The organism is Sphingomonas sp. EU05-FHT14C10 (assembly GCF_058790595.1).
In genome coordinates this window covers 1-20,414 of the sequence record NZ_JBYTEN010000011.1, presented here as the reverse complement: position 1 = coordinate 20,414, position 20,414 = coordinate 1, and the positions used below count along the sequence as shown (strand labels likewise).

29 protein-coding genes and 1 pseudogene are annotated in these 20,414 nt (G+C 66.3%); 5 read left to right on the top strand and 25 right to left on the bottom strand.

Annotated elements, in window-relative coordinates:
* The first annotated feature begins 517 nt into the window (after positions 1-517).
* The gene (locus AC3WT0_RS12075; protein WP_126001386.1) at positions 518-736 is read left to right on the top strand and encodes a hypothetical protein; all 219 of its coding nucleotides are present in this window, start codon (positions 518-520) and stop codon (positions 734-736) included.
* Positions 737-946: 210 nt separating this feature from the next.
* Here AC3WT0_RS12075 and AC3WT0_RS12070 read toward each other — a convergent pair whose 3' ends face one another.
* Positions 947-1,171, bottom strand: coding sequence for a hypothetical protein (locus tag AC3WT0_RS12070; protein ID WP_126001385.1), 225 nt, complete (start codon positions 1,169-1,171; stop codon positions 947-949).
* Between the two features lie 781 nt (positions 1,172-1,952).
* Here AC3WT0_RS12070 and AC3WT0_RS12065 point away from each other — a divergent pair.
* A complete protein-coding gene (locus AC3WT0_RS12065; RefSeq protein ID WP_126001384.1) occupies positions 1,953-2,135 on the top strand; it encodes a hypothetical protein in 183 nt (60 codons plus the stop codon).
* 97 nt (positions 2,136-2,232) lie between these two features.
* On the opposite strand, the gene AC3WT0_RS12060 is transcribed toward AC3WT0_RS12065, so the two are convergent.
* Together AC3WT0_RS12060 and AC3WT0_RS12055 are read right to left on the bottom strand one after the other, a co-directional pair.
* Complete coding sequence (locus tag AC3WT0_RS12060) at positions 2,233-2,811, bottom strand: hypothetical protein (protein WP_126001383.1); 579 nt, start codon at positions 2,809-2,811, stop codon at positions 2,233-2,235.
* Positions 2,812-3,000: 189 nt separating this feature from the next.
* Positions 3,001-3,978 carry a DUF2493 domain-containing protein gene (locus AC3WT0_RS12055; protein ID WP_126001382.1) on the bottom strand — a complete coding sequence of 326 codons (978 nt, stop codon included), beginning with the start codon at positions 3,976-3,978 and terminating at the stop codon, positions 3,001-3,003.
* Between the two features lie 461 nt (positions 3,979-4,439).
* Between AC3WT0_RS12055 and AC3WT0_RS12050 the strand changes: the two genes are divergently transcribed.
* On the top strand, positions 4,440-5,567 hold the full coding sequence (locus AC3WT0_RS12050) for an SH3 domain-containing protein (protein WP_492753735.1): 1,128 nt from the start codon (positions 4,440-4,442) through the stop codon (positions 5,565-5,567).
* A gap of 110 nt (positions 5,568-5,677) precedes the next feature.
* Complete coding sequence (locus AC3WT0_RS12045) at positions 5,678-5,851, top strand: hypothetical protein (RefSeq protein WP_164521751.1); 174 nt, start codon at positions 5,678-5,680, stop codon at positions 5,849-5,851.
* Positions 5,852-5,912: 61 nt separating this feature from the next.
* Here the strand turns inward: AC3WT0_RS12045 and AC3WT0_RS12040 are convergent, their stop codons facing one another.
* From AC3WT0_RS12040 to AC3WT0_RS11950, 19 genes are all read right to left on the bottom strand, one after another.
* On the bottom strand, positions 5,913-6,233 hold the full coding sequence (locus tag AC3WT0_RS12040) for a single-stranded DNA-binding protein (protein ID WP_126001380.1): 321 nt from the start codon (positions 6,231-6,233) through the stop codon (positions 5,913-5,915).
* Positions 6,234-6,556: 323 nt separating this feature from the next.
* On the bottom strand, positions 6,557-6,994 hold the full coding sequence (locus AC3WT0_RS12035; RefSeq protein ID WP_126001379.1) for a hypothetical protein: 438 nt from the start codon (positions 6,992-6,994) through the stop codon (positions 6,557-6,559).
* A 3-nt stretch (positions 6,995-6,997) separates the two neighbouring features.
* On the bottom strand, positions 6,998-7,258 hold the full coding sequence (locus AC3WT0_RS12030; RefSeq protein WP_164521750.1) for a type II toxin-antitoxin system Phd/YefM family antitoxin: 261 nt from the start codon (positions 7,256-7,258) through the stop codon (positions 6,998-7,000).
* A gap of 148 nt (positions 7,259-7,406) precedes the next feature.
* Positions 7,407-7,925, bottom strand: coding sequence for a DUF736 domain-containing protein (locus AC3WT0_RS12025; protein ID WP_126001377.1), 519 nt, complete (start codon positions 7,923-7,925; stop codon positions 7,407-7,409).
* Positions 7,922-8,638, bottom strand: a complete 717-nt coding sequence (locus AC3WT0_RS12020; RefSeq protein ID WP_126001376.1) for a hypothetical protein — start codon at positions 8,636-8,638, stop codon at positions 7,922-7,924. The genes AC3WT0_RS12025 and AC3WT0_RS12020 overlap by 4 nt, the downstream gene beginning before the upstream one ends.
* Positions 8,628-9,116, bottom strand: a complete 489-nt coding sequence (locus tag AC3WT0_RS12015; protein ID WP_126001375.1) for a hypothetical protein — start codon at positions 9,114-9,116, stop codon at positions 8,628-8,630. Before AC3WT0_RS12015 ends, AC3WT0_RS12020 begins: the two co-directional genes overlap by 11 nt.
* Before the next feature lie 100 nt (positions 9,117-9,216).
* Entirely contained in the window at positions 9,217-9,546 is a 330-nt protein-coding gene (locus AC3WT0_RS12010; RefSeq protein ID WP_126001374.1) for a hypothetical protein, read from the bottom strand.
* A 227-nt stretch (positions 9,547-9,773) separates the two neighbouring features.
* Positions 9,774-10,124: a DUF3768 domain-containing protein gene (locus AC3WT0_RS12005; RefSeq protein ID WP_126001372.1), complete on the bottom strand. Its 351-nt coding sequence runs from the start codon at positions 10,122-10,124 to the stop codon at positions 9,774-9,776.
* Positions 10,121-10,981 carry a Mom family adenine methylcarbamoylation protein gene (locus tag AC3WT0_RS12000; RefSeq protein ID WP_126001371.1) on the bottom strand — a complete coding sequence of 287 codons (861 nt, stop codon included), beginning with the start codon at positions 10,979-10,981 and terminating at the stop codon, positions 10,121-10,123. Before AC3WT0_RS12000 ends, AC3WT0_RS12005 begins: the two co-directional genes overlap by 4 nt.
* A 17-nt stretch (positions 10,982-10,998) precedes the next feature.
* On the bottom strand, positions 10,999-11,643 hold the full coding sequence (locus AC3WT0_RS11995) for a hypothetical protein (RefSeq protein WP_126001370.1): 645 nt from the start codon (positions 11,641-11,643) through the stop codon (positions 10,999-11,001).
* 85 nt (positions 11,644-11,728) lie between these two features.
* Positions 11,729-12,487: a PRTRC system ThiF family protein gene (locus AC3WT0_RS11990; protein WP_126001369.1), complete on the bottom strand. Its 759-nt coding sequence runs from the start codon at positions 12,485-12,487 to the stop codon at positions 11,729-11,731.
* Entirely contained in the window at positions 12,477-13,136 is a 660-nt protein-coding gene (locus tag AC3WT0_RS11985) for a PRTRC system protein A (protein WP_126001368.1), read from the bottom strand. The genes AC3WT0_RS11990 and AC3WT0_RS11985 overlap by 11 nt, the downstream gene beginning before the upstream one ends.
* Complete coding sequence (locus tag AC3WT0_RS11980; RefSeq protein WP_126001367.1) at positions 13,133-13,960, bottom strand: PRTRC system protein B; 828 nt, start codon at positions 13,958-13,960, stop codon at positions 13,133-13,135. The genes AC3WT0_RS11985 and AC3WT0_RS11980 overlap by 4 nt, the downstream gene beginning before the upstream one ends.
* A 7-nt stretch (positions 13,961-13,967) precedes the next feature.
* Positions 13,968-14,885: a hypothetical protein gene (locus AC3WT0_RS11975; protein ID WP_241213376.1), complete on the bottom strand. Its 918-nt coding sequence runs from the start codon at positions 14,883-14,885 to the stop codon at positions 13,968-13,970.
* A gap of 22 nt (positions 14,886-14,907) precedes the next feature.
* Positions 14,908-15,132 (bottom strand): hypothetical protein, encoded by a 225-nt coding sequence (locus AC3WT0_RS11970; protein WP_206431151.1) that lies wholly within the window; start codon positions 15,130-15,132, stop codon positions 14,908-14,910.
* 2 nt (positions 15,133-15,134) lie between these two features.
* A complete protein-coding gene (locus AC3WT0_RS11965) occupies positions 15,135-15,341 on the bottom strand; it encodes a PRTRC system protein C (protein WP_126001481.1) in 207 nt (68 codons plus the stop codon).
* A 44-nt stretch (positions 15,342-15,385) separates the two neighbouring features.
* Positions 15,386-15,814 (bottom strand): PRTRC system protein E, encoded by a 429-nt coding sequence (locus AC3WT0_RS11960; RefSeq protein ID WP_126001480.1) that lies wholly within the window; start codon positions 15,812-15,814, stop codon positions 15,386-15,388.
* 36 nt (positions 15,815-15,850) lie between these two features.
* Positions 15,851-17,458: a PRTRC system ParB family protein gene (locus tag AC3WT0_RS11955; protein WP_126001479.1), complete on the bottom strand. Its 1,608-nt coding sequence runs from the start codon at positions 17,456-17,458 to the stop codon at positions 15,851-15,853.
* Between the two features lie 101 nt (positions 17,459-17,559).
* The gene (locus AC3WT0_RS11950) at positions 17,560-18,570 is read right to left on the bottom strand and encodes a deazapurine DNA modification protein DpdA family protein (protein WP_126001478.1); all 1,011 of its coding nucleotides are present in this window, start codon (positions 18,568-18,570) and stop codon (positions 17,560-17,562) included.
* Positions 18,571-18,645: 75 nt separating this feature from the next.
* Here AC3WT0_RS11950 and AC3WT0_RS11945 point away from each other — a divergent pair, with 75 nt between their 5' ends.
* Positions 18,646-19,134 (top strand): hypothetical protein, encoded by a 489-nt coding sequence (locus AC3WT0_RS11945; RefSeq protein ID WP_126001477.1) that lies wholly within the window; start codon positions 18,646-18,648, stop codon positions 19,132-19,134.
* A 90-nt stretch (positions 19,135-19,224) separates the two neighbouring features.
* Here AC3WT0_RS11945 and AC3WT0_RS11940 read toward each other — a convergent pair whose 3' ends face one another.
* The 3 genes and pseudogenes from AC3WT0_RS11940 to AC3WT0_RS11930 all read right to left on the bottom strand — a co-directional run.
* Entirely contained in the window at positions 19,225-19,425 is a 201-nt protein-coding gene (locus AC3WT0_RS11940; RefSeq protein WP_126001476.1) for a hypothetical protein, read from the bottom strand.
* A 37-nt stretch (positions 19,426-19,462) separates the two neighbouring features.
* Positions 19,463-20,071 (bottom strand): DUF6927 domain-containing protein, encoded by a 609-nt coding sequence (locus AC3WT0_RS11935; RefSeq protein ID WP_126001475.1) that lies wholly within the window; start codon positions 20,069-20,071, stop codon positions 19,463-19,465.
* 28 nt (positions 20,072-20,099) lie between these two features.
* Positions 20,100-20,342, bottom strand: a pseudogene (locus AC3WT0_RS11930) (zincin-like metallopeptidase domain-containing protein); the annotation flags it as partial.
* Positions 20,343-20,414 lie beyond the last annotated feature (72 nt).

Below are 20,414 nucleotides of genomic sequence, written 5' to 3'. Positions count from 1 at the left end.
TCCCCTTCCCTTCCGCGCTAAGCCGTTGTGCAGCAACGGAAACCCTGCACCTTCAGGTGCGTAGGGTGTGCATCTCCTATGGGGCCGATCGTTGGTCCCGGTCCCGATCCAGTGATGTTGGGAAGTGCCCGCTCCCGGTTCCGGCGGGGCATGAGGCCGCCGCCAGGCGGAAGTGCCGGCGGGAAAGCGTCGAGCCCTCGGGATGTCCGGCCAACCGTGGCGTGCCGGCGCGAAAACTACGGGCTGTTCCCGGGCGTCGCAGATGCAATTGCGGCCGAAGACGCCATTGACCAGGCGAGGATCGTGACCCGCATGGGCGGAGACGAGGCGCCAGCCTCGGCTCCGTGAGGTTAGGTCGCTTGTCGGCCTGAAGGGTCGGCACGGGACCTTAGCGAATAGAGCCGTGTTCGGGCGCCAGCCCGATCCGCCCAAGCTCCCTGAAACGCCTTTCGGGCCGCGCCTGTCATCGGTATAACGGACCGGTTCATAGCCCGATTAGCCTTCACAAGAGGCAACTATGGCAAAGACCTTGGAACAGGAGCGTTTGGCGCTCGAGGAAGATGAGCGCCGGCTAAATGAGCGGCGGCGAAAGCTGGAGGAACGCGAGCGCGAGCAGGCGATCGCGACGGTCGAGAAGTCGGGCCTGCTCAAGCTCGATGCCAGGCGACTGGCGGACCTCGCCGATCGCATCAAGCGACTTGGTATCGAGGAAGTCGAGAAACGATTGGCGGCCTGAATCCGCACCTGCCGCGGCATCGCCGCGGCGGGGGGGGGGGGGGGGGGGGGGGGGGGGGGGGGGGGGGGGGGGGGGGGGGGGGCGTACGCCCACCCCACCCCCCCCCCCCCCCCCCCCCCCCCCCCCCGCGGTCATGGGGGGTTCGATGCCCCCCATGACCGCACCTCTCCAAGCAAAAAAGGGGGAGAGGCCGCAGCCCCTCCCCGATGCTCAGAATTCGTCGGACATGCGTCCCGGAACCGTGTGTACGACCCGGTCGATGAGCGTCATCGGCAGCGCGTCATAGTCGCCCTCGTCGATGGCGACGTAGCGCCCGTCACCCTCCTCGATGACGTGCTGGTCGAAGAAGCTGTGAAGCGCGCGGCGCTCGGCGAATGCGAGGGCGGCGAGGTAGTTGGCGGCGTCGGCGTGGGCGGCGGTCGAGATGGTCTGCATGGAAGCCTCCTGTCGTCTTGAATGACAGGGGAATGGCCGTCGTTGAGGGAGCCGCCGGGTCAGGGACGCCGGCAACGCCGGCGCCGCGCAGCGGCGGTGGGGGTCACGATTTTTTTCGGCGGCCACTATCGCCGAAGGGTGGGGATCGGCCTCGATTCGCCGAAGAAAATGGTGGGGCCCCGCCGTCCTTGACGCGGCGGCTCCCTCAACGACATCCTTGGAAGTCTGTGAGAGATTTTTATCCCCCCGCTTGGGGACCGGCGGGAGGCCGTGATGTGTGCGACTGGTTCCCTGCCGTGATGCGGGGCGGCGTGCCGACCGGCCACGTTCCGGCAGCCTGATCGGGGTCTCGGCGGCGGGCGAGCCATCCGGCTCCAGCGTGCTGCCAGGTGCGCGCCCTTGCGGGGAGAAAGCGTTAACCGAACCGCGTCAGAAGCCCGGCGGTTAGTTCTCCGAGGTCACCGTGGCCGGTGGCCTCGGCAGGCCGTCGCCTGTGTCTTCGATCCACAAATTTATGGTTCGATGTCCGGCCACATGTTAGTCCGCTCGGGCGCTGCAAAACGGGCGGCGCCGGGACTGGTAATCCCGTCGAGAACGGCAACTCGGGGTGAGTGATCACGCCGGGGTGCCTGCGCATATGTCCAGGTGCCTCGGCACTAAAAGCGTAGGCGCATGTCTCGACGTGTTACCAGCCCCGGCTCCCGCGCCTAGCGCGCGGGAGTTGTTGGCTGGGCGCACCGCCGACTGCCGCTGGAATCACCTTCGCGCTCGGGATCGGGACATGGATACGAACCCGTCAGAGCAGGTCGTCGCGCGTGCGCTGGCGCTGGCGCTGCTGCGCCAGTCGCTGGTCTATCTCGGGACCGCGGAGGAGGTCGCGGCTGCCAGCCATACGCAGCGCGCGATCGACTCTTTGCTTCGCCAACCGGTGAGCGAGGACGACCGAGCATTGCCGCGGAACTGAGGGCCGGCTGCGACCGGGATCTCGGGCCCTCCAAGCAAAAAAATGGGCGCGCCGCCGGAGCGACGCGCCCTGCGCTGTGGAGTGGATTGGACGGAGGCTATGCCCATTCCAGCCGGGGCGCATCATCGGGATCGGCGGTGGTCAGAAGCCGATCAAGTCGATCGAGATACACGCTGGTGCCTTCCATCGCGGCGCGTCGGCGAACAGCCGGATGCGCGAGTCTCGCGCGAACCGCATCCACCGGGATTTCACCAACGCTGTCTGGTCGGAGACCGAGGCTTTCGAGCAGCGCAAAAGCGTTGCTCGATGCGAGGTCGAGTTCGTGGCCGAGGTCGGACGTAAGGGCAACGCGCATGGCGAGCACGCCGGCCTGGTTGACAGGACAGACGCTGATGCGGCGGCGGCGGAACTGGGCTTCCTCGACGACGGTGATGACCGCCTCATCATAGTCGAACAGCCTGGCGATCGTGGCCAGCGCCACCGGGCAGACCCGCGCTTCAAGATGGTTGGAGAGGAAGCCGCCTTCCTCCGGATCGGGGTCGGCGAGGACGATGCCGGAGCGTTCGCCCTCGTCGCGAAGGAGGGCGTGAAACGCGGCGAGCTGGCAGGTGCTGATGGCGGCGGTCGGGCCGTCGCGGTCGTCGGCGGCAGTGGCGATGCGGAACGTGACGGACATCTCGTCCTCCCCTGTTGATCCACTACCGCCCTCCCCCCTCCCCTTTGCCGCCACCGGCGGGGCCGCGTAGCAAGTGCGCACGCGCCCGGTCTCGCGGCGCGAAGGGGCTCGATGCCCCTGAGCGCCGGACGTCGACGCAGAGAAGAAAGAGAGGCCCCGGCTTGCGCCGGAGCCTCTCGGACAAGCGCCTCACGCGGCGCGCTGGCTGCGTTGCTGGGCGAGGCGGACGATGTGCAGCGGGACACCTGCCTGCCGCAGTTTCTGGGCGAGGTTCTGCTGAATGCCCGAGCCCTCGCAGATGACTGCCTCGACCGGCTTGAGGTTGAGGATGCGGTCGTTGCGGACGAACGCCGCCCGGTTGCCCTGGCTGCGATCGAGCCGGAACTGAATCACCTTCACGCCGCGCGATGCGGCCCATGCGTGCGCCACGGCATCGCACCCCTTGGCCTGCGCGGTCGTCGCGAGGATCATCTCGGGAATGCGCGCCTTGATGCTGTCGAGACCCTTCCAGAGCAGGTCGCCGTCTTCCCAGACCTGACCGCCGGAGAAGGCCACCACGGGTCCCTCGGGCGCGAACTGTTCGCGACGTTCCCGGGCGCGTGAGGCGAGATAGTCGCGGGCATCGATCATCGAGGCGTTAAGCGCGCTCGACACCCGGCTTCCCCGCACCGGCGAGAAGGGCTTACCGGTTTCGACACGGTAGACCTCGGCGGCATGGTCGCGCATGCACTCCATGGCTTCCCGGCACCCCTGCAGCGTCTGGCAGAGGAGCTGCGTATCCTCCAGTTCGGTCGCGTAGATCTCGGAGGGATCGTAGGCGCGGGCGAGTTCGCCGAGCTTCTTGGCCGCGTCATCCTCCCGGCCTTCGATCCGCTTCGCCACGACGTGGAAGCTGTTCGCGAAGCCCCAGGCGAGATCGGTCGCGAAGGCCTCCATGCGCGTGTCGCGCAGCACATCGAACATCGTCTGCATCATCATCTCGACGGCGGCCCGGACCTGCTCGGGATCGGGCATGTCCAGCGCTTCCGGCGCCTCGACAATGCTGAGCTTCGCCATCTCGCTATGCTCGATGAAAGCGCCTTCGTAGGTCTGGGTCAGGTCCTCGTGTTCGCGCGCGGCGGCGATGTGGCTGGCGAGGTCGGCGAAGTTGGTGAAACTGGTCTGCATGATAGCCTCCTTGGAATCTCATCCATTCGATGAGGCTTCTCATTCGACGTGCGGTGGTCGTGCCGGTCAGGGACGTTAATCGGGAAGCCGGCGCCAGCCGGACCCCGGTTAACGCCGCGAAGCGGGGAGCGGGGGAGCCGATTTTCTCGGGCCCGGAGCGAAGCGCAGGGATCGTGAAAATTGGGGGAACCGCTCATCCTTGACGGGCTCGGATCCCCGCACGTCACAACTAGGAATTCAGAGAGAGAGATTTTTGGTCACCCACCTCTCCCACGCACCCGCAAGGTGATCGTTACCCGTGTAAGGGCGGAGACCCGGCGGAGACGGGGCTCCGGGAGCCGCAGGCGAGTAGAGCGCCGGTCCCGCCCGCAGGGTGGGATGCGTCGAACCCCGGTGGCGGTGCAGATCGGTTCTTGAAATGTTGGTCGCTCCGGGCGTGTCGATCTGACAGAGTTGCCTTCATGAGGACCAACCCTTTTGGCTTGCCCGAGAGCGCCACCGACCGCTTCCTTCGCGAGGAACGGGAACGCGCCGCCCTGTACCGCAACGCGCTCGGCGGCAGCGCAGTCGCCGACGCGATCAGACAGGCGAAGACCGCCAGTGAGATGCTGCGCGGATTTGACTTCGACGCGCCCTATCGCGGGATACTCGACACGCTTGAGCAGGATCGCAAGCAACGCGAGAGCCTCAAGCACCTGACCAGCAATGCGTGGGCACTGTCGGTCACCGACACGGCGCGCCGAATCGCCCAACAGGACAGGTCATTGCTCGACCAGCAGCGGCATCTGGCCTCGTCGGTGCTCGATACGGTGCGTGCGTTCGAAACGAGCAAGTCGCTCGTTGCATCAGCGATCGCTGCGGCCAGTGCTGGCGAGACCTACAGGCGCGTGATCGCCGAGGCGCTACCGCGGTTCACGACCTTCAGCGCGATCGCCGAGCGGATGCTCGTGATCGATACGCTAACCCTGCGCGCCAGCAACGAGGAGCGGGAAACCGCGACCGCATTCGCAGCGCGCACCGTGATCGAGATGCAGCAGGTGGCTGCGGCGATCGTCACTGCGGAAACGGATGAAGAGACGGCCCGGCTGCAAGGCTCGTTGTTCGATCTCGTCCTGAGCTTCTTTCAGAGTCTTGGTCCCAACACGTTGCCGGAGTTGCAACGCATGGGCCTGGTCGGTTTCATCAGCTTCATTCTGACGATCTTGGGCGCCTATGCGCTGATACCGCAGCAGCAGACGATGAGCCCCGATGAGAAGGCAGCCTTCAGCTCGTTGAACGAGAAGATCGATCGGACGCAGGCAGAACATCACAGATACCACGAAGCCGCAGCCCAGTCCGAGGCGGCCCTCCTGGCGCAGCATCAGCGCGCCTATCTGACGCGGGCTGCGACATTGCGAGACGCGCCGTCGCGCAGTGGAGCCGTCGTGTGGAAGGCGCCGCAGGGTACCGAGATCGCGGTGGAAGAGAGCAAGGGCCGATGGCGCAAGATCCTGTTCCGAGACCCGCTCTCCGGCCAGCTTGCAAGGGCTTGGGTCTATGCGACCGCGGTGACGCCGCTCGCAGCTCCGCTCGCCGCAGATGGAGAATAGGATGGGTCTGCCTGTGGCGTGAACCATGCTATAGCGTGACGACGGGCAGCGGTGCGACATGAGTCCCGTGCCTGCCTGCAAGCACCAGCATCAACGACGCGGGGCGCGAGATGGACGAGGCATTGATCAAGGAAGCGGCCTTGGCACTAGCAGCGCGGCTCAAGAATCTGCTCGACGCGAGCATGGCGAACGAGATCATCTTGACGCGAGAAGAGGCGCTGCTGGCGCAGGGATTTGCGCAGAGCGTCGCGGACCTGCTCGTCGCTCCGCCGCGTCACGGCTGAAGTCTGCCGTCCCGGGTCCGCTCTGGTGACGAAGCGGCGCCGGAGCGCCGCCCGCCGAATGTCAGAAGAAGTCTATCTTGTCGGCCCAGATTTCGCATCCGTAGCGAGTGACACCGTCGCGGTCGTCCCAGCTCGAATAATGGAGACTCCCGGTGATCGCGACGGCGTCGCCTTTCTTGCGCGATGCACCAGACCGCGCGAGCCCGTTGAAGCAGGTCACCTTGTGGAACTCGGTGTCCTTGGCGGTGTAGCCGGTCGCCTCGTCGACATAGGTCTTGCCGTCCTTGAGCTTCAAGCGATCCGTCGCAACGATCAGGGTGGTGACGGTGCCGCGCGTCTCGGGGTCCTTGGCGACTCGGCCGGCGATGTTGACGTTGTTCATGGGACTGCTCCTCGTTGGGACCAGCGGCCTTTCCGCCGGTGACACCGAAGAGCGGCGTGCGGGAGCGCGCCACACCGGTGCGCGTAGCGCGCAGGGAAACCCCTGGAGGGAGCAGGCGCGGGCAGCCGCGAAGCGGCAACACGGGCGAGCGGACGGGGTTGTGGCGGGCGCCCGTCTCGCCGCAGGTGTCAGGAACCGGCGACGGAAAGCCGCTGGCCCATAGGATGAATGCGACCCGCGACGGCAATGCCCAGTCGATCGCGCGACCGTCCAGAACTGCGGCGCCCCGCTTACGGAGTCGCTGCGCCTTGGAGCGCAGCAGGTCAGGACGTGCGTTTCACCTGGGCGATTTTGCCGGCGTCATAGGCGGCAAGCCAGCGCGTGCGGATGGTCTCGTAAAGGCTCGCCGGGAGCATACCATAGGCGACGTCGCCCGCCGGATCGCCGGGCGTCGGTCGCAGGTCGGGGCCGGGCCATTGGAAATGATTGAGCTCGGTGAGGATCACCCATGATCGCTCGTCATCGAGTCCAAGGCGCGCCTTCGTCGCCGCCGGGATCTCCACCGCAAGTTTCGGGTCAGCCGGAGGTGTGTGCGTCACCGGAAGGACGGTGACCATTTTGGCGCCAGCCTTTGTGGTTGCTGCCAACAGAATTGCACAGGGGCGATCCTTGCTGCCCTCCTCGTGGCCGGCCTTGGCTTCGTGACTCCAGAGATAGGCGTAGCGGATGACGAGACCTGGAACCGGTTCAGGAATCGCCACGCGTCAGGACCCGACCTCGTTATCGAAGGCGGCGGCCTCGGCCGGCGCCCGCGCGGCGCGCACGCCCTCCGCGATGTCGTCCGGAACGTCATCGAGCGTGTAGACCTGACGATCACGGCTCTTGAGCCGCTGATACTCGGCATGCGACAGGAGCACGAGGCTCTCGTGTCCATGATGCGTAATCGTAAGCGGGCTTTCGAGGGCCTGGCGACTGAAGCGGCCGAAAGACTTCGAAACCTCAACGGAACTGGCGGTCTGTGGCACGATGATTCTCCTATCCGGAATGTACGGAGTTTCCGGATAGATCGCAAGATCGGCCGGTAGGCGAGAACAAGAATAGGGCCCGCTTCGCCGGGGGAGCGAAGCGAGCCCTGTCAGACACCGCACGCCTGGTGGACGCGCGGTGGGAAGATCAGTCGGCCATCTCGGGCTGACGGCGACGACGGCCACCAGATGCGGGCTCGCCGGCGGACGCGTGCGCGCCGCCGAACGCGCCATCGGCCGAGGACTCGCCCAGCCCGTCGGCGCCCGCCGGCGCCACAGGCTCGCCCGTACCCGGCAGCGGCGGCAGGCCGTCGTCAGCCGCCACCGTGTCGGTGGGCGCATCGCGACGGCGCGTCGGGCGCGACCAGACGATGTTGTACGAGCCGTCCTCCTGGCGGAAGGCCGAGATGTAGAGCGGCTTGTCGAGGCTCGGATCCTCGATCTTGCCGTTGAGGAAGGTTTCTCCGGTCGAGTTGGACGAGAGCTCGAACAGCGCGCCGACCTGCACCCACTGGCGAGCGGCCGAGAGTGCGAGGATCTCGAACTTGGGCGCGCGCGGATTGGCAGAGTGAACGGTGCGCAGCGCGATCACGATCGCAACCGTCAGCGTCGAGATCTTGCCGGTGTAGGTGCCGCTGTTGTTCTGGGTGATGGTGCCGATGTTCACGGGTCGTCTCCTTGAGAAAGTTCGCTCGAACCCCTTGTCCGAACACCTTTTCTCACCCGCTCCTCTCCTCGGCCATTCGGCCGAGTAAGGCGCGCCAGCGCCGCTCCGACGAGCGCCACTTCGGCGCCGTCGGGTCGATCTTCTTCGTCCTTCGGAAGCGTGGGCGGATCAACTCTCGCTGGGTGCCGCTTCGGCGGGCTGTGCCTTGCGGCGTCCGGTCTGCTTGGGCGCTGCGGGTGCGGCGTCTGCGCCTGCCTTGCGACCGCGGCGTGGCTTATGGCGACATAGCCGCCGCCGAACTCGCCGGCGCGCAGCCTGTCGCAATCCGATGCCCATTCGAAGCCGAATGGCAAAGCGGACTGGGCGCAGCGCTGGATCAGCTTGGCGGCGGTTTCGACGCCGAACTGTTCGCCTGAGAAGAACAAGGCGACCCGGCCGTCTGCGTCGGCTTCCCCGAAGTCGATCTCGAAATCGAGAATCGGGAAATTCTCGTCCGGGAAAAGGTCTAGAAGCCCGTCGAACGGGCTCTCCGCCGTGCGCGGGAAGAGCGCGGCGAAGTCTTCGCCCATGCCATGAAAATGCGCTTTAAGCGCCTCGAGGCCGATTTCTACATCGCCGACTAACTCGATCGCGCCGATAACGCGACGCAGCAGATCGGCTTCGGGGCTGGTGACGACGATGCCGAACGCGGCTTTGGTGTAGCTATTGGACATTGCCGGCTCCATGGATGGCCGGGATGTCGGCGGCGGAAGTGCTGACCATCAGCGGGGGCACGGCGAACTCGGCACCGTCGAAAAAGGCGATGACGGCCGCGAGCGAGCCAAGCGATTCGACCCTGCTGCGGCTGACGACGACTTCGTCGTTTTCGGTGACCGTATAGGAGGCCGCGTTGCCGTCGCCTGTCGCAACGACTCGCTCCGGCCCCCACTGACCGGAATAGCCGCCGCACCACCGCACGAAGGGGACGCGCCGCGAAAGGCACCAGCTTTCCAGTTCGTCGAAGCTGCCGCCTGCCACTTCGTGAGCGAAAAGACGAAGCGGCTCACCGGCGACATGGTGGTGCGGTTCGAACGGCTCACCGTCCCATTCGGTGGCGAGGCCTTCGCTGGCGATGATCTCGATCAACTCGGCATAGGCGCCCGCGCTGAGCACACCCCCTATGCTGATCGAAGCGGATACGCGGTCGGCCATTGAAAACTCTTCAAAATTGCGCAGCCGAGCGTGCTGCCGCGAAGGCGGCTGCGACGGGTTGCTGCTGCTATTGGGAAACCTGCCTGGGCAGGTGGTTCAGCTAGTGAATCGATCCGAACAGGCGGCGCTTGGATGTGGCCTGGTGAAGTCCGTCCTTGATGCCGTTCGTTGCGCGCATCTCGGCGGTAAGCTGCTCGGCAAGTCCGGCGGGCACGATCGCATGCGGCGCGACGATGGCAATCGCGGCCTCGGCGGTGAGCAGTTCCCCTGGCTCCATGCCGGTCCAGATCAGGGGCTCGCCCTCGGCGGGCTCGTCTTCCGTGGTAAAGAAGACCTGCGCAAAGAATGTCTGGAGCGGGCGATCCCAGCCAATCACGGCCCGCACCACGTCGATGCTGTCCGGCTTCGGCTCAAGATCATGACGGCTCATGCGTTGCTCCTTTGAAGCCGGTGCTGAACGTGGCGTGCTGCACCCTCGGCGCTGCTGATCGCCTTTCCCACCGCCGACGCGGCCTGACGGGCGCCAGCCTGACGGAGCAGACTACGGGCTTCGCGCATTCGCTCAACCGCAATCGCGATGGCCTGGCAGTGCTCGGGCGTGGCCGGGGTGATCCGACGCATAAAACCTCCGATTTGGATGCAGGGGCGTGCTAAGGGCTAGTCGTCTTCCGGCAGCATGATCGTCATGACCCGCGTCGTGACGTCCGGGTCGGCCGGGTTCTCGGAGCCCCACTCGATCGAGCCATCATAATAGTCGATTGCGAAGCGGATCTGCCGGCCTTGGAACGTGACCTCACCGCGGCGGCGCTCGACGCGCTCGTCGGGCGCGAAGTCGCAGCGATCGATCGCCATCAGCAAATCGCCGTAGCTGCGAACGGTCTCGTGGCGGTCGTCGCCATCGGCAAGCGCCGCCGCGCACGCTGCGGTGATAACGATGCGCGCCCTTGGATCGAGACCTTGGCGGACACGGTCGTTGAGAACGGCAATGCGAGAAATCTGGTCGGTCATGCTGTCTCCATAGGGCTGGCGCGATTTGTCCGGCACACGCCGATGCTCTCGGCCTCGGCGGCAAAGAGCGGCAGCGTCGGATGCTGGACCGGAAGCGCTTTGGGATAGGGCAGCCGGGGGAGTACGCGGCCGCGGCGGCGGGCCTCGCGGGTAAGCTCGAAGCAATAGGCGAACAGCCCGGCTTGTTGGTGGGCAACGAGGTGCCGCTCGCGTTGTAACCGCCAGAGCCAGTGGCGCGGCTCTTCGCCGATGGCCGGCCTCGGGACCCCGAGGGCAACGAGCTGGTCGATCGCGCCAGCATGGCCTTGCTCGCCGAGACGGATTTTCGAGAGCGTCCTACCTGAAACCGTGATGTCGCCGACCCGCAGGACTGAACGCGGCCTCGTGATCGCCCGGTGCGCGGCCGAGAGCGCACAATAGATGCGGCCGATGTGACCCGCGCCGGGATCGCTGTAAGATACGACGGCCTCGATCACTGGGCGTTCCCGGCGGAGGTGCCGCAAGGCGCGCGCCAGGAAATAGCTTTCACCGTTCTGGGGCACCGCATCGGTGAGAATGAAGCGGGCCAGGACGCAGCCGCGCGCAGGGTCGTCGAACCCGGTATGACGCGAGATAACGGCCCCCGTGGTCGGGACTGCGAACACCGCCACGCCTTCGAGGACGCCAGCGGCACCGAACAGTCCAACAGCGACTTGAGCTGCCGGATAGGACCGGAGGTAGTGATGGCGCGCGATGAACGCGCGTGCCTCGCCATGCTCGATGACATCCACATGGTAGGCGCTTGGATCGATGAGCTCGAGATCGCGCGCCCATAACGAGCGCCGCTCCCGCCATCGCTGGCTGCGGTCTGTCTGCATGATATTGGCCCGCAGCGTCAGGCGAAGAGTCGCACCGCCTGCGCGACCGGAAGCGAAAGCTGCAGGTCACGCCGAAGCTGCGCTGCGAAGCGATCGGGCGAAAGCAGCAAGGTGATCGACGCGAAATGGTTGCGCTGGCCACAATAATCCGTGCGGCCGCTCACGCGCCGGTAGAGCACCTCCCGATCCTGGCCGAGCCCGCCCAGTGAGAGCTGGACATAGACTTGGTCACCGTGAAGCGTGATCTCGCCGGAGACCGCAGGGCCGCCCTTGTTGGAGCGGACGGAGTAGCTCTCGGCTTCGAGGCCCAGGGCCTCGGCGAGCCGGCGCATCGCGGTTCGCCCTTCGGCATGGAAGGTGCGCTTCGCGGCCTCGTCATAGGCGACGCCGCGATAGGCGAGCGTGCGCAGCACAGGATGTCGGCGGATCTCGGCGATCTGGTCCATGCAGGTGCGGCGCAGAACCATGCTGTCCGGGCGGCGCTCGGTCACCGATACGAGATGCCTCACGAGCAGTATGACGGCAGCGTCGCACTCGGCGTCCTTCCCGGCATTGCGGCAATCGGTGATCGCGGCGTGGATGGCGTGCAAGCCCGTGCCGATGGTAGTCAGGGCGCTGGGGTCGAGCGCCTGCTGGTGGCGCATCGCGACATCGTAGGTCATTGACGGGGTACTCCGGTCTCAAGCGCAAATCCGCTCGACCAGCCCCTTCCCCTCTCTTCTCCTTCACGCCGCTAGGCGTCGACGATCAGGCAGCCGCCGGCAGAGGTATCGGTGCGCAGCGTCCGCTGCCGAGGTTGATGAAAGCACCCGCGTGACCGATTGATCCGCGACCGAGCAGGTCGAACAGGAGTGACAGCGCGTGGCTTGCCACGATGCGGTTCACGAAGAGCGATTGTCGCTCCAGGGCCTCGGCGACCGAGCAGGATGGCGCGTCGTCGTCCGGCAGGCTCTCGTCGGCGAGTTCCGGGAAATATTCGAGGACGGTGGGCAAGCGGCGCTCGTGCCGCTGATTGGCAGCGGCGGGGCAGCCGATGATGAATTGGCCATCGCCTGCGCGGTTGCCGAGGTCCAACCAATAGAATGGTACCTTGGACCCTCGACCGAACGCGGCGCCGAGGGCGCGGCGAGCTGAGGCGGTATCGACGCAGCTGATCAGAATGTCTGCCCCCGATACATCGATCGCCTCGGGCGCCCGGCCGTGAACAGCTCGCCACGCAAGACCGTGCGCAAGGTTGATCCGCTCCGTCAGCGTATGGGCTTTGGAGTTGCCGAGATCGCAGCGGTAGAAGGGCTGACGGCCGAGGTTGGCCTCGGTTACGACGTCATCGTCGACCACGATCACATGCAGCGATCGCGACGAAATTGCGCGCAACGCCGTGTCGAGCGAGGCGAGGCCCATCAGCATCTGGGCGCCGTTTCCCCCGCACCCGATCAGAACGACATTGCTTACGCGGTGGTGGAGCCCTTCCGGCAGGAAGTGGCGATCACGGGTCTCAGACGGCATGGCCGGATCCTTCGAAGGGGCTGCGCGGAAGCGGAAGGAACATCCCGCCGGCGCAAAGCCGCGTGGCAAACTCGGGCTCGCCGGGCCCACCGAGCCGGCCGATGACGAGCGCGATCTTGGTGGTGTGAGCGTCATCGGTATCGTCCGTGGCGCTGAAGAAGGCCCGGCCATGGCCGTGGCTGTGGATGTCGCAGACGATGTGGCGGTTCCCGGGCAGGACAGGTGTCCGATAGACCAGGCGCGACGGCGTCGCCTCGTCGATCTGCGGGAAATCGAGAAGGAAGCGCCGATCGTCCTCGTCCCACACGATGAAGGCCGCCGCCTCGTTGGGCAGCGCCGCGCCGAAATGATCGATGATCTGGGCCAGGAACGCCCGTGGTATCAGGCCGCATCGAAGGTTGGCGCGAGGCTCGCCCACGCTACCATAGGGCAGGTAGGCGGCAATCGGCGGCGTGACAGGCACATCCAGCTCGAGCCAAGGGCGCCTGATAATCAGGAAGACGCCGTCTCGGCCGATCGCGAGGCAATGGCCCGCGCGCGAAGCCTGCACCGCGTCCAGGCCGGGTGAGCTGCCGCTCGGCGGCGCAGGGAAGCATGGGACGGCCGCTAGCAGGGCAGCCGCCGTGGGGTCATCGGCGAGCGCCGTCATCGTCTCGTCCTTTCGATGAGTTGGCCAAGCGTCAGCGGCTCGATCGCCTTGCGGGACGGTGCCGCAACTGACCGACGTTTGACGGCGAAAGCCTTGAGACGCCTGACCGGGAAGCGGGCGGCGCGCCGCGCCGCAAGGTCGTCCCAAAGGGAGATGAGCCCACCCTTCCCCGAGACCGTCTGGTCCTGCCCGTGATTGGGATGGGTCGACCAGGACTCGAACAATGCCCGTTCGAACTCCGGGATGGCGGAGACGGACAGCGTTCCGGGCTTCGGAATATTCCCCCAGCATAGCGTGCCGTCGGCGTAGACATTGAGGATCGGCGAATGGAAGACGATGGAGTCGGCAGTCGGCCGCTCATCCTCTCGAAGCGCGTAGACTCCCAGCGCTCGTCTCGTGGCCACGAGGAGGTGGGCCGGGTAAGGGACCGAAGCCACCGCTTTCGTGGAAAGGGCCTTCAGGCCGGGGGGTGGCGCGCTCAGATTGAAGTAGGCCGGCCGAACCTTCGCCGGGATCCACCACGCGAGGAGATCCTGGTGCGCAACGAGCACGTTATTCGGAAGTAGCTCGGGCGCGGCGGCGCGACCCAGTGCCTCGGACCATTGGCGCAGATGCGCCCGCGTCAGGGGCGTGCCGGCGGCGATCCTCGGCCCGGCGTCGTCATCATGCTCGATGTGATGAAGGCTGGCGAACGCCCGCCCATCCTGGCCGGGAGCGCTGTAGCGCGTGCCGCTTCTCGCGGCCTCGGTTCGATAAAGCAGGATGGCGTTGGTCAGCACCAGCCCGCCGGCGGTGGCTTCGAATTGGGTCGAATGCTTTGACATGGCTGCCTCAAAGGGTGTCGGGATCGAGCTGGATCAGCTCTTGGGCGGCGAGCAGAAACCGGGCGCCCGCCTCGAGCGATGCGAACCAATCGGTGACGCGAGTGGCGTCCGGCAGCGGGCAGAGGCCGGCGATGTCCATGAAGCCGTATTCCATGCCGTGGCGGGCGACATCGTCGACCTCGCGCGCGAACTGCTCGACGGGCACGAGCGTCAGGGGAGGCAATGACGAGCACTGCTCCAGGTCCGGCAAATATTCGTGGATGGTCGCGCCGTCGAAATGCCAGGCGTTTCGCTCATCCGGCAGGGCCCGAAGCGCCCGGTGGCTGCAACGCAGATTGCGAAGCGCGGTGCGCAGGCCGTTGGGCAGCGACCGTGGTGGTGCGGCGTTTGCCGCGATCATCCACTCCGGCCGTCGGCCGTTCATGTCCGAGGGCAGGATGGTGTCTTCGAGATCGTCCGGGTCGGCGCCGTGATAGGCGACGAGCGCATTGCGTGCGCTCTCGTCGTCGGTTTCGCCGTCCCAATAATACATCGAGATTTCGTCGAAGAGATCATCGTAGCCGAAGATCGGAAGCGCTGAGCCCATAGTCCGGGCGAGCGCGGTGTAGGCAGCGGCGCGCCAGCCGATCTGGGCGTCGCTGGTCTCGATCCAGCCGAGGTCGAGCTGCCCCATACTGTCGCAGACGATGGCGATGGCCGGCGCGTCCATGTCCTCGCTGTTGAGGACGGCGACGCGCAGTTCGGCCAGTTCGAGCGGCCTGAGAATATCCAGAACCGCCTTATCGAAAACGCGCTCGATGCGGCGCCGGGCCTCAGCGCGCGTGCAACGCCGTGCCGTCTGGTCGCGCGATGCAACCCAACCGCCAATCAGCTTGTGATGACGTGCAAGCGGCTGATCGAAGCTGACCGGGATCTCCCGGGACAAGACGACCGACCGCCCGGCCAGGTCAGCCGAGCGGGGGCAGTCGCAAGCCGTTGGGAGACTGGAGGGGCTCGGCCGGTTCGCCGTGTTGCGATGCCGGGTCGATGAGGATCTTGAGGTGGAGGGCCTGGGCCTGCGGGTCGCAGGGTGGTCCGGGAGAGCGGGTAGCGTCGCCATCGTCGAACTCGATCCATTCGAGGAGTGTCTTGCGGGGTGCGGCGGGAAGGACCGCGTCGGCCTTGCGCGCCACGGCTATCCCTTGGTGCCGACCGCGCGGCGGTACTCGGTGACATGGGTACCCGCGGTGACGCCGGCGTCGACCAGCTCGGCGTTCAGAATCGCGGGATAGAGGGTGGCATGGTAGGCGCGCAGGCCCTGCGGGTCTTCGGCAAGGTGGGGCGGGACCGGGAGGTCGATTCCATCATATCGATAAGCGCGTGCGAGGTGATTGATCTGCATGGGGCTTCTCCTGAGAATTTGAACACGGGCCGAAGCGGGGGCCGTCACCAGAGGCTTGCCGGCTCGTCCGATTTGGCCTCGGCCGGGAGCGCGTTCGGAGCTGGTGCCGGCGACGCGGAAGTGGTCGCCGTCCTTGCCGGCGCCGGTGTCGCCCTTGACTTGGCGGCCTCGGCGGACGCGGCCTTGGCGGCTTCAGCGGCTTCACGTTGGTCGGCGATCTGATCGGCGAGCGTCCTGCGCGTCGCGATCAGCTGACCGAGCGCGCCGTCGGCGCCGCGCGCGAGTTCCGCGTCGATTTCCGCTGCGCTTGCGGTGATGGAGATGGGCCGTGTCTCGCCGACCTCGAGGGCGGCCGTCGTGCCCTCGACCTTCCGAGGGATGACGGTCAGGGTCACGGTGTCGTCCGGCCCGGCGACAAGGTCGAACCCTAACGAATAGCGGTGGAGCAGCGGGAGCAGGTTTGCGATAAGCATGGTTGTTCGTCCTTGTTCGGATGCGAGGAAAGTGGATCAGGCGGCGAGCGCATCGACGCGGCGGCTGGACACCGGGGCGGCGCCGGGCGCCGCGCCATATTGCCCGTCGAGGGTCATCGCGCTCGGCAGCCGGCCCGCCCAATCGAAGCCGGCGGCGTTCAGCATGCCGGTGATCAGATCGGCCTTCTTGGAGCCGAGAAGCTTGGCGAAGGCCTTCTCGCCCATGTACGAAATCAGCCCGCACTCCCGGGCGACGAATTTCAGCTCGTCCTTGGTATATCGCTCGAGAAAGGCGCGATCGACCTGCCAGACCTGGCGGATGTCGACGTCGAACGCCCTTGCGAGATCGGCGACATGGCTGAACGATTGCACGTCGCGGGCGTAGGCGGCGCCGATCGCTGAGAGCGCCGTTGCCGCCTGGGCCTCAGTAAGCTCGCGAACCTCATCGATTTTGCCCCCGAAGCCCAGATCAGGGAACGACGGGTTGACGAGGAGGCCGGCTCGCGCCGTCAGCGTGCTCGACTTGATCTGGGAGAGCGTGCCGGTCAGCGCGGCGACGAGGATGGCGGTTCGAGCATCAGAAGCGTTATCTGCGAGCCCGCGCGCCAGCGCGGTGCGCCAGGTTGCCTCCCGCAGATCGCTTGTGCGGCCCGCGATCGACTTCGCGGTGACGCTGGGGCCATTGGCGTTCGCGTTCGATCGCACGGTCGCGCGACCTGACGGACTACCCGGCGCGAGCGCGGCTCGCCGAGCGGTCGCCTCGACCCCGTCCGCTCGCTCATCTTCCTGATCCTCGGCCTCGTCAGCCTCGTCGAGATCGTGTTCGTCGGCGGCGTCGTCGGCTGAGGCGGAACGGTCCTGCTCCTCCTGACGGGCCTGCTCTACCGCGTCCGTCTTGAGCTGGAAGCATGCCGCGTTGGTGCAATGGCCATCGTCGACGTGGGTCTCGAAGAGCGCGCGTTGGGTCCCGGAGTTGAACGGACAGGTCGTGCATTCGGACTTGTCGAAACAGGCGTCGGCAAGATTCTGGGTTACGCGCATGAGGAGGTCGCGGGTCTTCCCGATGTCGAGGCCGGCTCCCAGGATGGTATCGATCGCCTTGTCCTGCTTGTCCGCCGGCACGGCGGCGAGCAGTTCGGCGTGGCCGACCTTGATGCGGCGCTCGTCGAGCGCGAGCTTCACCGCGTCCGAAAGGTTGGCCAGCGCGAGGCGGCGGTCGAGCTTGGCGCGAGACCAGCCAAGACGCCGGCCGGCCTCGCCGCGGTCGTTCTGGCAGGCGGCGAGGACCCGGACCGCGGCATCGGCCTGCTCGGTTTCGGAGGCGTCATCGCGGATATCGTTTTCGTCGATGGCCGCCTCGAGCGCTTCCTGGTCGGTCATCTCCCGGATGATGACCGGCGCTTCGCCGTCCGCACCGAACGCTTCGAGCGCGGCGCGATACCGCCGCCCGCCGGCGACGATGATGTAGCGATCTTCGCCATCGTCCGCCGGACGCACCAGAATCGGCTGAAGCATGCCGCGCAGCCTGAGCGACGCGACAAGTTCGTCGTGCTTCTTGCTGTCGAAGTAGCGGCGCGGGTTGTAGCCGATGGCTATCCGGGCGAGTGGGACGATGGTGGTCCCGGTGGGCTGGGGTGCGGTCACGGCCGATCTCCTTGCAGGGTAGCGGGGCACCTCCGTCGGGGATGGGTGCCTCACTCTGGCGAGCCTCATGCTCACCCCGTTCCTGCCCCCCTCCCCTCTCATCAGCCGGCGAGCCGCTCGCGGTAGATGTCAGTCGCCCATTGCTCGATCCACGGAGCCGTCACCTCGTCGTGATCGAGATCCCCGCTCTCGATGAGCTCGCGGATCTCGGCTCGGGCCTGCGCGATCGCCGTTTCCCAAGGGGCCGTCGGGACGGAATCGGGTTCCGCAGGCCGATGGTGCGGCAGGCGCAAAGGGTGGCTGGCAAGGCGTCCGAGCTGTGCGCCCACCCACCGCGCCATATGGTCGGCCACGAAGCGGTCGCTCTTGGACACACGGGCCTGGCGGGCGGCCTGTCGGGCGCTGATGCCGTATGCCTGGCTGTCGATCGATGCGACCCGGTGCTCGAACGGAAGCAGGTATGGCAGCGCCGAACCCTTCACGCCAAATGCGTGCAGCCGGACCCCCCTGGGCAATATCTGATCCAGATGGTCGATGACGGCGATGACCCCCTCCGGACCATGGACGTCTCGCCGGCACATGCTGCCTACGCCGATCAGCGACCCGGGCTTCAGCGATCCCCACAGCGCCTCTATGCAGCGCTCATAGTCTTCCGGTCGGCGGCCCTGGATGACCGGCATCAGGGTGTCGGCGATGCCGTGATCCTGGGCGAGACGGCGACAGTCGAGATTGGCGCGGATCGTGCGCGAGAGGCGGTCGATGACCTCTTCGCGGTCGCGAGCGATTTCTGCCTCGACGCAATAATCGGCGCTCGCCCACCACCGAAAGGGAAAGGCGGCCGCGAGCGCGACATAATCGGCGAGCGACCAAGGGAAGCCGCCGTATCGAGCCGCCGCGACGAATCCGGCAGAGTCCAGGCAGAGCGCCGTCAGTCCCTTGGCATTCCTAAGCTGGGAAAGCCGCCACCCGTCCCATTCCCGCCACCCCCGCCGTTCTGTCCAGCGAGACAAACCATTCGCGGAAATGAGCGCGGGCTGCTGCAATGCGCGAGCTTGGGCGAGGATCGGTCCCTCGCTTAGGTGCGGCAGCCCGACGATGATCTCAATCGGCATAGCGGGCTCCTTGGGCTTGGTGATATTGACGGCCCGGCGCGTTCACGATACGTTCTGTGGCGCAGGAGATTTGCCATGACGACGACACCGTTCCGCGAGCGCTTCGACCTCGACATCACGCTGCGCGATGCGGCGCTGGATTCCGAGAACCGGCCGACGCGCCGCATGATCGCGAACGCATCGATCGGGATGCACGTCGAGGACGCCTATTATTCGGTTCGTGAACTGCGCGAGGCTGTGAACTGGGTTCATGAGGGCATCCCCGCCGGCAAGGGGAAGCTGTCCGAGATTCTCGCCAACGACGGTGCCGACGACTTCCAGCGTTGCGTCTATTTCTGCCTGGCCGGGCGAGGCGTGGTGGCGATGCTCGACGATCTGGAATGGCTCGAGGATCTGCTCGAACGCCGCGGCCGGGTCGCGGGAGAGCAGGGTCGCCTGAAGGCGACGCGGATGCCGCTCGCCAATCCCTATGTCGCCGATGCGCCGGACGGTCCGATCGTGAAGCTGGACGCCGCCTTCGAGCAGGGCCCGTCATGGTGGGCCGATCCGACCCTGTCCGTCTGAACGGAGGTCGGTAGTCATACCTTGGGCCTAGAAAGGGCACCTGCCGCGGGCCGACGATGGCGCCGCCCTCCTCGCTTTGAACGCTGGGCCTCAAAGCACCATCTCGACTTCGACACGCTCGCCAAACGTCGGCCAGGTGCAGACCCGGAAAGGCTGGATCGGGTTGGTGGTGCGCACGATGCTGACGCGACCCGGCCGCTCGTCGAACAGCCGGGATGCGACACGGTGGGCGTTTTCGCGACTGCACAGGAGCAGACGCTTGGGGGACAGGCCGGTGCTCAGGTCAAGCATGTCAGATCCTTTTCGGAAAGCATGATACCGGCGGGGCTCAGGCGAAGATCGTCTTGTGGACCTTCGTGGTCGGCACGATCCGCCATTGCCGCTCCATTAGGCGGCTGATCCGGTAGCGGCCGCGGGTCTCCGGGTCGCGAAGGGTCACTCGGCGCCCCTGCTTCTCGACAATGAATTCCTGGCCGACATGGCCGTCGGAAAAGGTGACCGGCTGCTCCAGCCGGATCCGATCGCCGTCCGAGACCTTGCGCGAGCGGCGTTTCAGGTTCTCGGCGCAGCGACGACGCCAGTCGAGCGCGTGCTCCTTGTCGGTCGGCGTCAGCAGGTCGAGGATGTGCTGGGGGCATCCGTCCTCGCAAGGCCCCATCGACTCGGTCATGTCCTTGTAGCCGAACTGCTCACGGGTCTTGCTGCCTGGGTTCCAGAGAACCTTGCAGATGATCGCGAACACCTCGCCGCCGGCACCGTTGGTCATCACCTGCGCCGCGGCATAGTAGGTGCGGTTCTGTGGGCAGGACGAGGCGAGCACCCTGAGACCCGAGGTGCCCCCATCGACCTCGCGGCTGTAGGTGAACTGGTCGTCGAGATAGGCCTTTGCCGAGGCGTGACCGCCCATCGACGTGAAGGGCATGGTGAGCCAACCCATGAGGGGGTCCTTTCGCAAGCGGGAGGGATCAGGCGGCCTCAGCCAGCGGATCGCCGGGAGCGGACACTGGCGCGCCCTCGTCCCGATGATCGCTGCAGAAGGCGAGGAGATAGTTGAAAGCCTGTTCGGCCTTGGCCGCGGCGTGGATGATCGCGGTCTTGTCCGCGCGCAGGATTCCGAGCCAGTGGGCGACATAGCTCGCGTGATTGTCGTGGAGCTCATTGGGCAATCCGAGCTGTGCGCAGATGAGACCGCTGCCGATCTCGGCGACATATCCTGACAGTCCAGCCCCAATCCGGGGTTCGAGGAAGAAAACCATCGGCTGCCTCCAGCACTGCCCAAA

Bases quoted from the DNA above. Each gene is read 5' to 3' on its own strand.
- AC3WT0_RS12075 (WP_126001386.1), top strand. From the start codon at position 518: ATGGCAAAGACCTTGGAACAGGAGCGTTTGGCGCTCGAGGAAGATGAG.
- AC3WT0_RS12070 (WP_126001385.1), bottom strand. From the start codon at position 1,171: ATGCAGACCATCTCGACCGCCGCCCACGCCGACGCCGCCAACTACCTC.
- AC3WT0_RS12065 (WP_126001384.1), top strand. From the start codon at position 1,953: ATGGATACGAACCCGTCAGAGCAGGTCGTCGCGCGTGCGCTGGCGCTG.
- AC3WT0_RS12060 (WP_126001383.1), bottom strand. From the start codon at position 2,811: ATGTCCGTCACGTTCCGCATCGCCACTGCCGCCGACGACCGCGACGGC.
- AC3WT0_RS12055 (WP_126001382.1), bottom strand. From the start codon at position 3,978: ATGCAGACCAGTTTCACCAACTTCGCCGACCTCGCCAGCCACATCGCC.
- AC3WT0_RS12050 (WP_492753735.1), top strand. From the start codon at position 4,440: ATGAGGACCAACCCTTTTGGCTTGCCCGAGAGCGCCACCGACCGCTTC.
- AC3WT0_RS12045 (WP_164521751.1), top strand. From the start codon at position 5,678: ATGGACGAGGCATTGATCAAGGAAGCGGCCTTGGCACTAGCAGCGCGG.
- AC3WT0_RS12040 (WP_126001380.1), bottom strand. From the start codon at position 6,233: ATGAACAACGTCAACATCGCCGGCCGAGTCGCCAAGGACCCCGAGACG.
- AC3WT0_RS12020 (WP_126001376.1), bottom strand. From the start codon at position 8,638: ATGTCCAATAGCTACACCAAAGCCGCGTTCGGCATCGTCGTCACCAGC.
- AC3WT0_RS12015 (WP_126001375.1), bottom strand. From the start codon at position 9,116: ATGGCCGACCGCGTATCCGCTTCGATCAGCATAGGGGGTGTGCTCAGC.
- AC3WT0_RS12010 (WP_126001374.1), bottom strand. From the start codon at position 9,546: ATGAGCCGTCATGATCTTGAGCCGAAGCCGGACAGCATCGACGTGGTG.
- AC3WT0_RS12005 (WP_126001372.1), bottom strand. From the start codon at position 10,124: ATGACCGACCAGATTTCTCGCATTGCCGTTCTCAACGACCGTGTCCGC.
- AC3WT0_RS12000 (WP_126001371.1), bottom strand. From the start codon at position 10,981: ATGCAGACAGACCGCAGCCAGCGATGGCGGGAGCGGCGCTCGTTATGG.
- AC3WT0_RS11995 (WP_126001370.1), bottom strand. From the start codon at position 11,643: ATGACCTACGATGTCGCGATGCGCCACCAGCAGGCGCTCGACCCCAGC.
- AC3WT0_RS11990 (WP_126001369.1), bottom strand. From the start codon at position 12,487: ATGCCGTCTGAGACCCGTGATCGCCACTTCCTGCCGGAAGGGCTCCAC.
- AC3WT0_RS11985 (WP_126001368.1), bottom strand. From the start codon at position 13,136: ATGACGGCGCTCGCCGATGACCCCACGGCGGCTGCCCTGCTAGCGGCC.
- AC3WT0_RS11980 (WP_126001367.1), bottom strand. From the start codon at position 13,960: ATGTCAAAGCATTCGACCCAATTCGAAGCCACCGCCGGCGGGCTGGTG.
- AC3WT0_RS11965 (WP_126001481.1), bottom strand. From the start codon at position 15,341: ATGCAGATCAATCACCTCGCACGCGCTTATCGATATGATGGAATCGAC.
- AC3WT0_RS11960 (WP_126001480.1), bottom strand. From the start codon at position 15,814: ATGCTTATCGCAAACCTGCTCCCGCTGCTCCACCGCTATTCGTTAGGG.
- AC3WT0_RS11950 (WP_126001478.1), bottom strand. From the start codon at position 18,570: ATGCCGATTGAGATCATCGTCGGGCTGCCGCACCTAAGCGAGGGACCG.
- AC3WT0_RS11945 (WP_126001477.1), top strand. From the start codon at position 18,646: ATGACGACGACACCGTTCCGCGAGCGCTTCGACCTCGACATCACGCTG.
- AC3WT0_RS11940 (WP_126001476.1), bottom strand. From the start codon at position 19,425: ATGCTTGACCTGAGCACCGGCCTGTCCCCCAAGCGTCTGCTCCTGTGC.
- AC3WT0_RS11935 (WP_126001475.1), bottom strand. From the start codon at position 20,071: ATGGGTTGGCTCACCATGCCCTTCACGTCGATGGGCGGTCACGCCTCG.